The organism is Brevibacterium sp. CSND-B09 (assembly GCF_052906525.1).
On record NZ_JBREGI010000001.1, the window covers coordinates 370,020 to 385,243 of the forward strand.

Consider the following 15,224-nt stretch of genomic DNA (forward strand, 5'->3'; position numbering starts at 1 on the left):
CTGGTTCGTGAGACCTCAGCCGAGCCGGATATCCCGGTAGGCCACACCTGCCGGAGCAAGCGCCGGGACGACCGTGGAGATTCCGTCCTCGGTGGTCACGACGAGGGTCGCATGCACCCCATCGGCCTGTGAGCCCGAGGCTTGGGATCCTTTGAGGACGAGTGCGCGCACCGACTCCTCGGAGACGTCGCTCGGATTGAGCACGGTGGTTCCCGTCGGGTTGAGGTCGATCGATTGAGGATCGGTCAGCGTTCCGTCGTCGAGCATTCCCTGCACCTGCACATGTCCCTGACCGGGCGAGAGGTTCAGGGAGGACTCACCGGTGCGAGGAAGCGCCAGAATCTGGGTCTCGGCGAGGGAGTCGGTCGACGGGATGCTGCCGAAGTCGGCGGCACCCTTCTCACCGTCTTTGCCGATGAAGGCTCCGGCCTGGACGCGCTGAGAGGATTCGACGACGAGGCTCGTGGCGTCGAGATCCCCGAGATCGGCCTCGGCGACACCGCGGCCGACAACGGTCATCGAGGAACGGGGAATGTCGATCTCACCATCCGGCCCGTACGCCTTCAGGGATACCTCGGCGAGGTCACTGCTCGGGTTCGCGACCCGGACTCGCACATCCTTGCCGCTGAGCCCGGTGAGCACCTGCTGGCGATCGGCCCCTGCCCCACCGGCCGCGAGGTCGATGCCCTGCGGCTTGAGTCCGTCGAGGACGGTCTCCTGGACGGAACCGGCCAGGACTCCGCCGTCGACGGTGACGTCGACGGCAAGGGCCTCTGCCCCTCCAGCCAGCCCGCCCAGCGGGACGGCACGCTGCTGACCGGCCTTGATGCTGAGTTCGGTCGGTTCGGCGGATTCGCCGCCCGGGGTCATGAGCGCAACCTTCGCCTGGACGGGAACGTCTCCAGGATTGCTCAGCAGCAGCTGCGAGTTCGAGCCGGTGGCTCCGGATCCGGCGACGATCCGGAAGCTGCTCGATGCCTGGGCGCAGGTGAGGGTGGCGAGGCCCGTGAGGTCACCGGAGCTGCCTTCGACGGTTTCGAGGCCGGTTGTCAGGGCTGGAGCCCCGGGGCGGGCGAAACCGGTGACGAGCTTCGTCGAGTCGATGCTGTCGTCTCCGGAGACGAAGCCCTGGCCGGAGGGATTGTCGAAGTCGATCGAACCGCCGAGATCGGCGACCTGGAGACGGGCCGAGGAGGTCGATCCGTCTGCGGCTCCGATCGGTGCGGAGGCGGAGACGACACGGGTCGAGACCTTCGAGTCGTCGACGAATTCGGCATCGGTGCCTTCGGCTTCTCCGGCAGTGAGCAGGGGGCCGGGACAGACGACGCGGGTGTCCGCGGTGGGCATGCGCACCTGTTCCGGACTGCGGTCCAGCGTGCCGGGCGTCAGCGGGGTGAGGAACGAGGTCATGGCCACGAGCACCCCGGGCACGGCGATGGCCGTGAAGGTGACGATGCTGCGCTGGTGCTTCATGCCTGCTGCTCCTCACGACCGGTCTTCCGCGTCACGTTCCCCGCCCGGCCGAAGGGGATGGCGACGATGAGGCTGAGCAGTCCGAGCACCCATCCGACGATGACGCCGATCGGGTAGAGGGGTGAGTTCAGCGAGATCTCGACCGTTCCCCCGGCTGCGGGGAGGTCGAATTCGCTTGCCCACGCCTCTTCGCCGGGCTTCGGCTGCGGCAGCGGCTCACCGTCGATGCTCGCGGTGATGCCGTGCGCTGCATCGGCGATGGTCAAGGTGCGACCCTCCTGACCGGCCGGCACCGTCGCGGTGGTGCCTTTCATCGCCGCCGTTGACACCTTCCCTTCGGCGTCGCGAATGAGGAAACGGCCGCTGTAGGGTTTGTCGACGCGCCACAGCTGTCCGGACGAGGTGGGTCCGACCGGCAGGAGGCCCTCGGAGACGGATACCGAGTTGGTCAGGCTGCCGGCATCGGGGCCGACGAGGACGAAATCGACGCCGAGTTCGCCGAGGATGCTGCCGAGGTCTCCGGCGTCATCGGCCGAGAGCGCGGACGCGGCCTGAGCCACGAGCACCTGGTCGGAGGTGATCGGCAGCGGGCGGCGCTGCCACGGCCACCCTCCGACGGTTTCTGCCGAGGTCACCGTCGATGTGCCCAGCACCGTGCAGTCGGCGGAGGCGATGAGGGTGGCCAGAACCTCTCCGTCGACATTGTCCAGGCGGAGAGTGCGCGCTTGGGTCTCCCCCGCTGCGCGGTCAGCGGCCAGTGCGGGGACGTTGCTGTCGGAGGTCGCTGTGACCGCTTCGGGCGAGGACGTGGCCCGTCCTGCGCCGATGGCGATGAGCCCGATGGCCGCTACGGTCACGAGCCCGACAAGGCCGCGCATCGGCAGCCGGCCGGACGCCGCGGAGACTCCCTTGGCCGCACTCTTCGCAGAGGACGAACCGGTGTCTCGGCTGCGCCCGGGGCGGCGACCCACGGTGCGGTCGGCGCCGAGGGACAGCAGCAGGATCGACCCCAGGCTGACCAGGGTCAGTCCCGCTGCAGGGTATGAGGCGATGAGGTGGAACGGTCCCGTCTCCGCGGGCAGATGCACCTGGATCGCGGCGAGGATGAGACCGCCGACGTAGAGTCCGACCGCCCAGGTCAGGCGAGAGAGTTCGAGCCGGGCTTCGATGAGGGTGAAGAAGGCCAGGATGAGCATCGGCAGCATCAGGACCGGCGCCCAGAGTTCGAGGGCGCCGGCAGAGACCCCGCCGAAGCCGAGATCGGAGATCAGCTTCGTCAGCCAGGACATGTCGAGCGGAGCAGGGAACCCGACGGCAAGCAGATAAGTCGGCACGGACTCGGTGGCCGTGGTCTGTCCGGGCATCGTGAGAAGAGTTCCCGGCTCGCGGACGACGGCCCACAGCCACGGCCAGCCCAGGAACACGGTCGGGGCGAGCAGCCACAGATGGCGCAGGCCACGTCCTGCCACGAGAAGCACCGCGGTGCCGAGGACCGTGACCAATAGGAGCAGTGGAATGCCCGCGGTGATGACGAACAGCAGCAGGCCGCTGCCCGCTGCCGCGGCGATCGATCCGTCCCTCAGGCTGCGGCGCAGAGTCAGCACCGCCAGCGGGGCACAGATCCAGACGAGGATCACGCCGAGGCGACCGTCCGACAGTGCGGCCGTGAACAGCGGAGACGCGATCCACAGCATGGCGGCGAAGCCGCGCACCCATCGCCGTGCCAGTACGCTCCCCGCTCCCGCGTAGGCGGTGATGGCGGCCAGGATCGGCGCGGCCAACAGCAGGGAGCGGACCATGACATCGACATGGCCGAAGAAGAGGAGGGAGAGCACACCGAGGACAAGGTGGTAGGGGTCGGCCGGCACCGCCGCACCGGTCGAGACGTCGAGGTGACGTCCGAGGAGACGGTCGACGATCTCGCCGAAGCCGATGTCGGTCGAACCCAGGGCGCCGCCGTTGAGGTGGCCGGGACCGAAGAGTCGGAAGCTGATGACCCCGCTCATCACCACGGCGGCGAGGATCACATAGGTCAGGGGTGCACGCAGCAGACTGGAACCGCCGGAGATCTCCAGTCGGGAGAAGGAGTCGATGGCCTCTTCGGTGTCGCCGACCGGGTTGAGTTCGGCATCGGCGTCGGGGCCGCCGGTGGGAACCTCCGCCGGACGAGAGTCATCGCTCTCACCGCTCATCGTCCGGCGTTGAACGGCGAGTTCTTCGTCATCGGCGTAGAGCGCGGCGACATGTCCGGTGTTCGATCGTCTGGCCACACGGTTGCGACGGGCGTTGGCACGTCTCAGCGGGGCGGTGGTCGACACATCTGCGGGAAGGCCGATGAGCGCACCGAGGTGCCACCCGGCAGGACGGAAGTTATTCGACAGCAGCCCGCCGATGACTCGGCCGAGGTGGCCGAGAGCAAGGAGACAGAACAGCGAGACCAGCCCCTGACCGGCGAGGCTGAGACGGTAGCGCTGCTCCGTCCGGATCTGGGACTTCGACCTCGGCGGGTGGGGCGAGGAGCCGAGCCGGGCAGCGGACGCAGCGGAGATCTCCATCCGCGCTCGCGGGGCCAGCAGCACGCGGGCGCCGAGGTCGCGAAGACGACGGGAGTATTCGAGACCGGAATAGGCGGGACCGAGCACACGGGAGGGTGCCCCGATGCGCTCGAGTTCGGTGGTGGCCATGAGCAGGCCCGGCAGGTCGAGACCCAGAGTTTCGATCTGACTGTCGCGCTGGCCCTGGTCGATCTCCCCGGAGCCGACGGGGTTGAAACGCTCCCCCGCCGAGGTGGTGCTCACTCCGGCGGAGACGATGCGGCCGGAGCAGATGAGCTTCGGTCCGACGGCGGCGATGGATTCCGTCTCCCCGATGGCGTCGAGCAGCTCATCGAGGCAGTCTGGTTCGGGACGGGAGTCAGGGGTGAGGAACCACAGGAAATCCGACTCCGCGATCTCCGGCATCTCACCGGCTTCGCGGACCGTCCGCCCCCCGAGATCCACCACGGGGATCTCGGGGTAGTGCGGACGAAGAGCTGTTTCGAGCTCGACCTTGCTGGCATCGTCGCCGGAGACGACGACGATGGTGACGGCTTGACTCACACGACCTTTTTCTTGAGCCGGCGGCGTTCGCGTTCGGACATTCCGCCCCAGATGCCGAAGCGCTCATCGTTGGCGAGAGCATATTCGAGGCATTCGGAACGGACGTCGCAGGAGGCGCAGACCCGCTTGGCTTCACGAGTCGATCCGCCCTTCTCCGGGAAGAACGCCTCGGGGTCGGTCTGAGCGCAGAGGGCCTGGTCCTGCCAGGACAGTTCACCGTCGTCTGCGGCTCCCAGCAGCAGGGACAGCGGAGAGACGGCGGAATTGTCCGGCGGCAGCGGCGTCAGATCACTCGGATCGACGGCCAGCGGATCCGGCAGCGTCTCGGGTGTACGTGCTCCCGGTTCGATGAACCAGTCTTCGGCACGGCGGGAGGTGACTCCCGGTGCGGCGGTGAAGTCTTCTCTCTCCCGCCATTCTCTCTGTGCACTTTGCACGGTTTTCCCCTTTCTCACGCTCGAGCAGGTCCAGTACCGTGACTGAGGCGATCAGTCCGATGTACGGTCGAATCCTGAAGGATCCCTGCTCGGCGCGTTCCCCTTAGGTATAAATTACACGCGTGTCATTACCGCCCCGTCAAGCCCTTATGGAGTATCGAGACACCCCGTGAGACGCTATTCGAACATGCGTTCACATGCACACGCGCCCAGAACCCCATATATAGGTCACGGCCCGGTCATAGGGCACAACCTGTGGGATTCGCCTGAGCAAACCTGGAGAATTTAGAAAGTGGGCACCCACAATGGGATTATGGAGAGATGAGAGTGGAATCACCGGTGGCCTGGCATGAATGACCGTCTGCTCACCGTCTACGCGCCTCCCGTCGAGGAAGAGATCGCGTCGGGCTCCGACCTCTCCGCGATCCTCATCAACGCCCTCCGGCGCAACCGCATCGACCTCAAGGACGGCGATATCCTCGTCGTCGCCTCGAAAGTCGTCTCCAAGGCCGAGGGACGCCTGCGTACGGTCTCAGATCGTGCCGAGTTCGAAGAACTCGTCGCGGAGACGGGCACCCACTTGGTCGCTGAACGCTCCTATCGCTCCGGCACCACCGTGCAGATCGTGCGCACCCCGGCGGGCACCGTTCAGGCAGCAGCGGGTCTCGACCAGTCGAACTCCGGCGGTGCCGTCATCCTCCATCCACTCGACAGCGACCGGTCCGCCGACGGCCTGCGCCGACGGGTCGAGCAGGCCTTCGAGGTGCGTATCGGTCTGGTCATCTCGGATACGAGTTCACGGCCGTGGCGGGTCGGGGTCGGCGATATCGCCATCGGCCTGTCCGGCTTCTCCGGTCTCGACGACCAGCGCGGTCGCCCCGACGACGACGGGCGCGTCCAGACCGTGACGGTACGCGCGATCGCCGATGAGATCGCAGCGGCCGCCGACTTGGTCAAGGGCTCCTCCCGCGGACTGCCCATGGCGTTGGTCCGCGGAGCCGGCGGATACCTCGACAACGGCCGCGAAGGCGCCCGTGCACTCTCCCGCGACCTCGGCGAGGACTGGTTCCGACACGGCCATGTCGAAGCCATTCAGCGCGGCCTGGGAGTCACCGACCTGCCCGGCAGCGCCCCTGCCGGCGACAACAGCGACGACATCCTCGAAAGGGTGTCTCGAGCGATCCGCGTCGTCCGCGCCGGGCAGTCGCGGACTCCCGGCCATGCAGCCTGGCGGATGCGGATCGAGGGGTCGGGATCGCAGATCTCGCTCAGCCCCTCTGACTCACCGGCGACCGCCCAATCGGGCGGCCCACCCCTGCTCGAGGCGATGGTCGGGCTCGGATCTCTCGTCGAACGCCTCCATACAGCCCTCTTCGCCGAGGATCTCAGCGCCTCCACGCGCTATCACTGGGTCGATGGTGAGCTCGGGGCCTTCCCCCGCGGGGTGACGATCGACATCGGCCTCATCGTTCACTGACCCTCCCGACAGACTGCATTCGGAACACAATCATGGAAGCGGATATGGATCTCTCAGTCATCGCGCGCACCGGCGGGCCCGTCCTCATCTGGCGCGGGCCCGATTTCGATCGACTCGACCTCACCGGCCCGGTCGTCTCGAACTGGGTGAATAAGGGAGTCGGCCTCTTCGGCGACTACGACCTCGGACCGGACTTCACTCTCTTCGCTCCTCTGCCGGAGGGGCTGCACTGGCGCGAACTCGTCGCTGTCCTCAGTGTCCTGCTGGCAGGGGGCCGCGTCGTCATCGCGCACGAGGCACCGGACGAGGACTTCATGGCCTTCGTCCCCTTCGGCCACGAGGATGATGACCAGGTGGCCGACGCCGACGAGGTCTTCGTCTTCAATCCCCCGGCCCTGGCGCTGAGCACCCCGGTCGATACCGACTTCATCGACGTCAATTCCGCCATCCGCTCCTACCCCGATGTCACAGCGCGTCGCCTCGACGCTTCGGGAATCCTCGAAGTGGACGGTCAGATCATCGACTGGACGAGTTCCGAATCGACCGACGCTGCCCGCCCGCAGGGACTGCTCGCCTCGAACTCGACCCCGCTGCCGAGCGAGTGGCCGCGCTTTCTGCAGCACCTCCTCGGCGGTGGTGAGGTCCTGCTCACCAGCAGAGTCGACGATGCTCGCATCACGGACCTGGCCGCCGGGCTGGGAGTGGTACATGGCACACTGGGCACATGGACAAAGTAGTTGATACCCCCGCAGCAGCGGTGGCCGACATTGCAGATGGATCATCGATCGCCGTGGGCGGCTTCGGTGTCGTGGGCGTGCCCGAATTCCTCATTCGGGCCCTCCAGGACCAGGGAGCCAAAGACCTCGAGGTGATCTCCAACAACGCCGGCGTCGACGGCCGCGGACTGGGCATTCTGCTCGCCGACGGACGACTCCGCCGCATCATCGCCTCGTATGTCGGCGAGAACAAGGAATTCGCCCGTCAGTACCTCTCCGGTGAACTCGAGGTCGAACTCACCCCGCAGGGCACCCTGGCGGAGAAGCTGCGTGCAGGAGGAGCCGGCATCCCTGGTTTCTACACCATCACCGGCGCCGGGACGCAGGTCGCCGAGGGCGGCATGCCCTGGAAGTACGACGCGGACGGCAACGTCGTCAAGGAATCTCCGGCCAAGGAGACGAAGGTCTTCGACACCTTCGGAGAAGAGAAGGAATACGTCCTCGAGAAGTCCCTGGCTCCCGACTACGCACTTGTGCGTGCCGCGATCGGTGACCGGCACGGCAACCTCGTCTTCCACTCCTCGGCGCGGAACTTCAATCCCCCGGCCGCACAGTCGGCTCGCATCACCATCGCCGAGGTCGAAAAGCTCGTCGAACCCGGCGAGATCGATCCGGACATGGTCCACGTGCCTGGCGTCTTCGTCCACCGCGTGGTGCCGCTGACGCCCGAACAGGTGGCGGACAAGCCCATCGAGAAGCGCACCGTACGAGAAGCCTGAGGAGACACAGAAATGTCATTGACACGCAATCAGATGGCGGCCCGTGCCGCCCAGGAACTCGAAGACGGCAGCTACGTCAACCTCGGCATCGGCATGCCGACCCTGGTGCCCAATTTTCTGCCCGAGGGTGTCCACCTCGTGCTCCAGTCGGAGAACGGCCTGCTCGGCGTCGGCCCGTACCCGACCGAGGATGAGATCGACCCCGACCTCATCAACGCGGGCAAAGAGATCGTCACGATGAACCCGGGCGCCGCGTACTTCGACTCTGCGGCGAGCTTCGGGATGATCCGCGGCGGCAAGATCAACGCCGCGATCCTCGGCGCCATGCAGGTAGCCACGAACGGAGACATCGCGAACTGGATGATCCCGGGCAAGATGGTCAAGGGCATGGGCGGCGCGATGGACCTCGTGCACGGTGCCCAGCGCGTCATCGTCATCATGGACCACGTCGCCAAGGACGGTTCGCACAAGCTGTTGAAGTCGTGCGAGCTGCCGCTGACAGGAAAGGGCGTCGTCGAGCGCATCATCACGGATATCGCCGTACTCGACGTCAGCGGTGACACGTTCACCCTCGTCGAACTCGCCCCGGGCGTGACCGTCGACGAAGTCAAGGAGAAGACAGGCGCCGAGGTGATCGTCCCCGAGGACGTCCCCACCATCGAGGTCGCCGCCTGAGTTCCAGGTGACCGGCCCGGGCCTCACGCGTGCAGTGTCCGAACGAGGACACTTGGTGATCGAACAGTGGTCACGTTCGGATGCTCTCTCTGATCGCTCAGAAGCATCCGAACGTGACCACTGTTCTGTGTTCTGCTGCCAGCGCACCGCAGTCTTGACCACCCACGCGCTGGCGTCGACCGCCGCCGAACACCGGATTCGTCCGTCAGGACCGTCGGACGTTGCTCGACACCGTCGGAAACGCAGATTGTTGGGTCGATCCACGGTGGTTACGTTGAAGAAATCACCGCGGATCGACCCAACAATTCCGCAGGGGCCCTGCACACCGGTTCGCAGGGGTGAGTAAGCATTCGCTGGGGCGAGTTGAGCAGACGAGCTCAGCCGCCGGTGGTGGCGGACAGCGCGCGCTCAGCGGCCGGCAGCTCCGGAATTCAGTCCGGTGGTCGCTACGAACACATCGCCGTGGCCATCGGCCGTCACCGTCGGTTCGTTGGCCGCGATGAAGGCGCTCTGCCCACGTTCGAGGGTGAGCGTCGAGCCGAGCGAGCTGAGTGTGACAGTTCCCGCAGTGCACAGCACAATCGCCGCACCGCGCCGTTCCACCGTCGTCGTGCGCGGGCACCGCAGTGCCTGCAGAGCGAAGTCATCGGTGGGTCCCAGCAGCATTCCCGAGTGATCGGGTTCGACCATCCGGGGTGCACCGGCGTGGAAGTCCGTGATCTTCGACAGCTGTTCGATGTCGACGTGCTTCGAGGTCAGCCCGCCGCGCACGACGTTGTCGCTCGAGGCCATGATCTCTATGCCTGTGCCGAAGAGGTAGGCATGCAGCACTCCGGCGTCCATGGTCAGCGCTTCTCCCGGCTGCAGGTGAACTCGGTTGAGCATGAGTCCGACCAGCGCGCCGGGGTCATGGGGATAGTCGGTGACCAGCTCGCAGAATGTCTGCGCCGGGTCGACCGCGCTGCCTGACCGGCTGATGTGTCCGACCGGCAGTTCGTCGATCCCATGGGCGGCGACCTCGTCGACGAGCCCGGGCGTCCGCGGATCGCTGAGGATGATTTCAACGGCGCGTGACAGCGCCTTGGATTCGCTGAAAGACTTCAGCGCTGCGATGATCGCTCCGAGCACGTCCAAGGACGGCGGAGTCAGCGGCTGGGAGAGCATCCGTTCGAACGTGGCTCGCACGGCCTTGCGCGGGCGGAACCCCGTGAGCGCGTGGAAGTCGGTGAGCGCGTAGATGAGCTCCGGTTTCGCCGAGGCGTCCTTGAAGTTCCGGTCGGGAGCGTCCAGCGCCGGTCCGGCCGCTTCCTCGGCGGCGAATCCGGCCCGGGCCTGTTCGCGATTCGGGTGCACCTGGATCGACAGGGCCTTGCTCGCCGAGAGCACCTTGAGCAGGAACGGCAGTCGCGCTCCGAAGGACTCGAGGGAGTCGTGGCCGAGCAGACCTTCAGGGTCCCCCGCCAGGTACTCGATGAGGTTCGGTCCGAGCCGAGGCTCGGCCTCCGTCGCCACGCCGCCCGTCGGCTGCTGCCCGCCGAGGCGGTTCTGCCGTTCCAGCGGAGCCTGGGACGGCGTGTGCCCGACGTCGAGTCGAGAGGGGCTGACCGGGTGGGCTCCGAGCCAGAGTTCCGCGCAGGGGGTGCCGTCCGGGACTGTGCCGAGGATCGCGGGAATCGCGTCGGTGCTGCCCCATTCGAACTTCTTGACCGTATTGTGCAGACGATGCACTGCGGGCCCCCTTTTGACAGGATCGATTTGGATTCACATCCGGTGATTTCCGGTTGTGCTCAGTCCAGCCTAGCCCCGCTGTCGTGGCCGGGGTCGGCACTTCACTGACTGTTCAGCCGAAGTCACAATCTATTCACCGCTTGTCACCTGCGCAGATACATATCGACCGGTCACTGCCGCAACCGGAATCGTCCGGGAAACCAGACAGTGCCCCGAGGGAGATCCACAATGGGTTCGTCCTCGGGGCACTGGCCGGCAGGCGCTGTACGCCCTGTCCTCGATGCCTGGTGTCAGCCGACTACGCGGATGACCTTGGCTCCACGGTTCAGCATCCAGCTGTAGCTGCGCTTCGTGGTGTTCGTCCGCGTCGAGCCGGCATCGTACATCTGGCCCTTGGTCTCGGAGATGATTCCGATATGACCGGGGATCCAGATCAGGTCGCCGGCCTTGGCGTCCTTGAGCGAGATCTCCTTGCCGGCGTAACGCTGCTGACTGGTTGTGCGCGGCAGCTTGATGCCGTTCTTGCCATAGACGTACTGGGTGTAACCCGAGCAGTCCCAACCGGACTTCGGCGAGGTCCCGCCCCAGACGTACTTGACGCCGAGGTTGGCCTTCGCATCCTTGATGATGGACGCACGCTGGGCCGCGATCTTCTCGGCCTTGGACGGCTTGTCCTTCTTCTTGTCGTCGTCCTTCTTCTTGTCGTCCTTGGACTTGTCGTCCTTCTTCTTGTCGTCCTTGGACTTGTCGTCCTTCTTGGAATCATCCTTGGACTTATCGTCCTTCGAGTCCTTGTCGTCTGCAGAACCTTCCCCGGAGTCTGCAGGCGACTTGTCATCGGTGGAATCGTCTCCCGGCGGCGTCGCGCCGCCCGGAGCATTGTCGTCGCTGACTCCGCCGGCGATCGAACCCTTGGGAGAGAACTCGGTGGTTCCGTAGCCTTCGGCCCAGACCAGACGTGCGCCTTCGAAGAGCTGCTCACCGCGGCCCTTCTTGTAGACCACGTCCGACTTGGGGTAACCGAGGTGACCCTTGACGGTCCCCTTGTCACCCCAGTACTTCATGATGGTGCCGGAGGTGTAGTGGGCGCCGGTGTTCTTCGACCAGTAGAACGAGCCCTTTTCGAAGCGCTGTGCGACGCCCCCGCCCTTGAGGCCGCCCTTCTCCGCAGAGGTGGGCAGCCCCAAGTCGGTGACTGCATTGCCCTTGTACGCCGAAGCGATCGCTCCGGACAGGTGGTAGGCACCGGTCTTCTTGGACCAGTAGACAGTGCCCTTCTCGAACTTCTGTGCCTTGGCGCCAGAAACGCCCTTGACGTCGTATTCCTTGCCGAGAGCCTTGCCGAGCTTGTTCTTCTCGGCGTACTTCTCGATCGAGGTCTTCGCCTTCGGCTTCTCGGTCTTCTTGTCGTCGTCCTTGGACTTGTCGTCGTCCTTGCTGTCGCTGGGCTGTTCGCCGGTCTTCAGGATCGAATTGACCGTCGAACGCATCTCACCCAGCTTGGCGTAGAAGGCGTCACCCGGGCAGTCGGTCTGCCCCAGATCGCGGTGGCCGACCAGGTTCGACTTCGTCGCTTTGGAGATTCCGTTGATCGAGAACTTCCAGGCGATCGCCGAGGCGACGGCATCGCGTGTCTTCTTCGGCGGGGCCGCGCTGTTGTAGGTACCCAGCACGGAGATGCCGAAGGTTCCGGTGTTGTGTCCGGCGACGTGAGCGCCGATGACGGCCTTCGAGACGTCACCGCCGCGAGCGTGCCAGAGGCGGCCGTACTTGTCTGCGACGACGTTGTATCCGATGTCGTTCCAGCCGCGGCCCTGCTGGTGGTAGGCCTGGATACCGCGGATGATTCCGGGAACATCGGCAGCCGAGTAGCTGTTCGAACCGGAGGTGTGGTGAACGACGGCCTGCTTGATGCCGCTGGCGTAATCGGGGCTGCCGCGGTAGGCCTTGGCACCCCACGAGCTGCGCGAGCCGATCTTCGGCTTTGACACCTTCTTCGCCACGGTGTCCACCGTCGACGATCCGGGTACGTAGTTCTGGTTGGTCACCATCGCGCCGGCGGCCGCATCGACGTTCTCTGCTGATGCCGCCTCGGCGTCGGTCGAGTCCTCGGTCGACTGCTCCGGCGCGGTTTCAGCACCGGCAGAGTCGCCGCTGACCTGATCGTCGAGCTCGACGGGATCGTTCTCGGCGACGGCCTGAGCGTCGCCGGCGTCCCGCTTCGGATCGACGAGGACGAGTTCGGCCTCGCTCGGCGCGGAGTCACCGAGGATGCGCATCTGCACAGCGGAAGCGTTCGACACCGTCATCGGCTCCGAACCCTTGTTCTGGGCTTCTTCCTGCTGCTCTTCGTCCAGGGTGTCCCAATTGCCCCATTCCGAACCCTGCTTGGTGCGGACCTGGATGCGGATATTGGACTTCGACTCGGAGAAGGTGAAGCCGACAAGGCTCGGGTTGTTCGCGGGAACGTCGAGGACATCGGAGATGAGCGCGATGTTCACTCCGTCTTCGGTCTTCTGACGGACCGAACCGGAGATGTCGTCTTCGCCCTCGGCCTTCGACTCGTCGGACGAATCCTTCGCGTCCTCGTCCTCGGACTTCGGGGTCTCGGTCTCTGCGCCCTCGGCAGGAGCCTGCTCGGTCTCGGACGGCGCCGATCCCTCGGACGGCGCGGCGTCGTCGCCCCCGGAGGTCAGTCCGGCGGAGACGTTGTTGACCGAAGCCGCAGATGCCGACGCCGAAGCGTTGACGATATCGGGCACCTTGGCCGAGGCCAGTGCAGTCTGCGACTTGAAGATATTCGGCAGATTGCTCGTGGCGCTCTGGTTGGCGGCAGTGGCGGTGGAATCACTGGAATCGCGGGCACCGGGGACGTTGAGTCCCTCTTTGCTGACGTTCAGCGCCTCTTTGGACACATCAGGCGTCGTCGTGGCTGCGGAAGCCGACGGTGCCGTGACCGCTAAGGTGCCGACCAGCGCAATAGAAGCGCAGCCCGCAACAGTGGGCAATAGATATTTCATCGTTACAGCCTTTTCGAGGAAGACAGGGAAGTTCAGGCCTCGAGGTCCCCTTCACCGTTGGCAGAACGGTGGGCAACCCCAACATCTCAAAATTGTTACACATTTTCGGCGTGTCAGACTAGCCACAGAGCAGAATATTCTAATTACACGAGTGTGGTTCCCAGTATTGACAAGGGACACACCGAGCAAAAGATTTTCCCGGAATCGTCATGGGATCGACCGATTCGGTCATTGGTCTCATCACGACCGACCTCACAGCAGCGCCTCACGGCACGTAGCAGATCGCCTTTGCGTCGGCTTCTTCGCCGTTGTCAGCTGAGGTGTCGCCGGCACCCTGTGCCAGCAGCTGCGGCCCTGAACCGGAGTTCGGATCGAGTCCCGCATCGACTCCGGCAGCGGCTGACAGGTCGCTTCCGGGAACCGAGAACGCGCCTTTGTCCTCTTCGGAGGACTTCGACGACTCCTCGATCTTATCGGCTACCAGCTGATGTGCCACATCGAAGTCGGGCTGTGACGGAGTGATACGCGGCGGGGTGAGGTCGACGGATTCGATCTTCTGCGACTTCACCTTGAGCGCGAGGTCGACGAACGAGTCCACCTGAGACGAGGGGATATCCGTCGACACGGCCCCCGGAGTGGCTTTCGCAATCGACTGGTAGCGGGTGAGCACGGTGGCCGGGTCGAGCTGTTTGACCATCGCCGTCTGCACGCAGCGCTGGCGGACCATCCGCTCGTAGTCGCTGGAGAACTCTCGGGAGCGGGCGAACCACAGCGCATGGAAGCCGTCGAGCTTCTGTTTGCCCGGTTCGATCCATCCCTTGACCGGCCCATGCTCGCCCGTGGTCGGATCGACCTTCGACGAAATCGGCACTCGCTTGCCGGAGACGAGGGTGATTCCGCCGAGGGAGTCGATGAGGTTCTCGAATCCCTTGAGATTGATCATCGCGTAGTACTGGACCTCGAGTCCGGTGGCGCCCGAAACGGCGTCCATCGTCGCCTGCTCGCCGGCAGTCTTCGGGTCCTCGAACTCATCCTTGTGCTGTTCGCCCTGCTGGAAGACGGCATTGAGCAGACATTCGTCCCCGCAGTTGTATCCCTGCGGGTAGTGCTTGTGCAACGGCGAGTCGTCCGGGAACGGCACGTTCTCCATATTGCGAGGCAGGCCGATGATGACGGTTTTGCCGGTCTTCGCATCGATCGAGACCAGCGACAGCGAGTCCGGTCGGATTCCTGTCCGCCCTTTTCCGGCGTCCGAACCCAGCAGCAGGATGTTGTATCGGCCGTCGACGGGTTTGAGTGCCTTGCCCGAGGCGAACAGGTCGCTCATCAGTCCGCGCTGCGAGTTGAGAATCGTCGTCCCCCAAGCCAAGGGGCCCACGACGATGAGCAGGAGGGCACAGAAGGCCGCCACGAAGCGTTTGCGGGCCCTTCGGGAGATCGTGACGATCCGGATGCGCCGCAGGGTGTCGAACAGGCACACCGCCCAGTTGATCGCGATGACGGGCACCCAAATGGTCAGAAAGGTGAGGATGAAGGGGTTCGTGCCGATGGTGAAGAGGAACGTCCGGCTGATGAGGACGATCACACCGGCGATCAGAGCAAGGATCCAGCTGATGGCGGTGATCGACAGAGAGATCTTCGCCCAGCGGCGGTGGCCGAAGAGCAGCTGCACTCCCCCGGGCACGAGAGCCGTGACGAGCAGCAGAAGCCACGCCCGCACATCACGCGTCGGCTGCGAAGCATACGACGGGTGGCGGATCGGGTCCACATATCTCGTCTCAGCCACTGACTTCCCTTCGCTTCAGGCTCTGCTCACGGACT

10 protein-coding genes are annotated in these 15,224 nt (G+C 65.2%); 4 read left to right on the top strand and 6 right to left on the bottom strand.

What is annotated here, in order from left to right; all coding sequences use genetic code 11:
- Nucleotides 1-15: 15 nt before the first annotated feature.
- The 3 genes from ACU4IU_RS01945 to ACU4IU_RS01955 are packed head-to-tail and all read right to left on the bottom strand — an operon-like array spanning nt 16 to nt 5,008.
- Nucleotides 16-1,473 carry a DUF5719 family protein gene (locus ACU4IU_RS01945; protein ID WP_446655751.1) on the bottom strand — a complete coding sequence of 486 codons (1,458 nt, stop codon included), beginning with the start codon at nt 1,471-1,473 and terminating at the stop codon, nt 16-18.
- Nucleotides 1,470-4,571: a glycosyl transferase gene (locus ACU4IU_RS01950; RefSeq protein ID WP_446655752.1), complete on the bottom strand. Its 3,102-nt coding sequence runs from the start codon at nt 4,569-4,571 to the stop codon at nt 1,470-1,472. The genes ACU4IU_RS01945 and ACU4IU_RS01950 overlap by 4 nt, the downstream gene beginning before the upstream one ends.
- Nucleotides 4,568-5,008, bottom strand: coding sequence for a WhiB family transcriptional regulator (locus ACU4IU_RS01955; RefSeq protein WP_276330045.1), 441 nt, complete (start codon nt 5,006-5,008; stop codon nt 4,568-4,570). Before ACU4IU_RS01955 ends, ACU4IU_RS01950 begins: the two co-directional genes overlap by 4 nt.
- A 349-nt stretch (nt 5,009-5,357) precedes the next feature.
- Between ACU4IU_RS01955 and ACU4IU_RS01960 the strand changes: the two genes are divergently transcribed.
- The 4 genes from ACU4IU_RS01960 to ACU4IU_RS01975 are packed head-to-tail and all read left to right on the top strand — an operon-like array spanning nt 5,358 to nt 8,655.
- On the top strand, nt 5,358-6,485 hold the full coding sequence (locus ACU4IU_RS01960) for a coenzyme F420-0:L-glutamate ligase (protein WP_446655753.1): 1,128 nt from the start codon (nt 5,358-5,360) through the stop codon (nt 6,483-6,485).
- A 44-nt stretch (nt 6,486-6,529) separates the two neighbouring features.
- Nucleotides 6,530-7,222: a hypothetical protein gene (locus tag ACU4IU_RS01965; RefSeq protein WP_446655754.1), complete on the top strand. Its 693-nt coding sequence runs from the start codon at nt 6,530-6,532 to the stop codon at nt 7,220-7,222.
- Entirely contained in the window at nt 7,210-7,980 is a 771-nt protein-coding gene (locus ACU4IU_RS01970) for a CoA transferase subunit A (RefSeq protein WP_139907463.1), read from the top strand. Before ACU4IU_RS01965 ends, ACU4IU_RS01970 begins: the two co-directional genes overlap by 13 nt.
- 12 nt (nt 7,981-7,992) lie before the next feature.
- Nucleotides 7,993-8,655 carry a 3-oxoacid CoA-transferase subunit B gene (locus ACU4IU_RS01975; protein WP_446655755.1) on the top strand — a complete coding sequence of 221 codons (663 nt, stop codon included), beginning with the start codon at nt 7,993-7,995 and terminating at the stop codon, nt 8,653-8,655.
- Between the two features lie 408 nt (nt 8,656-9,063).
- Here the strand turns inward: ACU4IU_RS01975 and manA are convergent, their stop codons facing one another.
- The 3 genes from manA to ACU4IU_RS01990 form a co-directional block, all read right to left on the bottom strand.
- Nucleotides 9,064-10,383, bottom strand: coding sequence for a mannose-6-phosphate isomerase, class I (gene manA / locus ACU4IU_RS01980; protein WP_139907462.1), 1,320 nt, complete (start codon nt 10,381-10,383; stop codon nt 9,064-9,066).
- A 290-nt stretch (nt 10,384-10,673) separates the two neighbouring features.
- Complete coding sequence (locus ACU4IU_RS01985; protein WP_446655756.1) at nt 10,674-13,403, bottom strand: NlpC/P60 family protein; 2,730 nt, start codon at nt 13,401-13,403, stop codon at nt 10,674-10,676.
- A gap of 265 nt (nt 13,404-13,668) precedes the next feature.
- Nucleotides 13,669-15,189, bottom strand: a complete 1,521-nt coding sequence (locus tag ACU4IU_RS01990; RefSeq protein ID WP_139907461.1) for an LCP family protein — start codon at nt 15,187-15,189, stop codon at nt 13,669-13,671.
- Nucleotides 15,190-15,224: the final 35 nt, after the last annotated feature.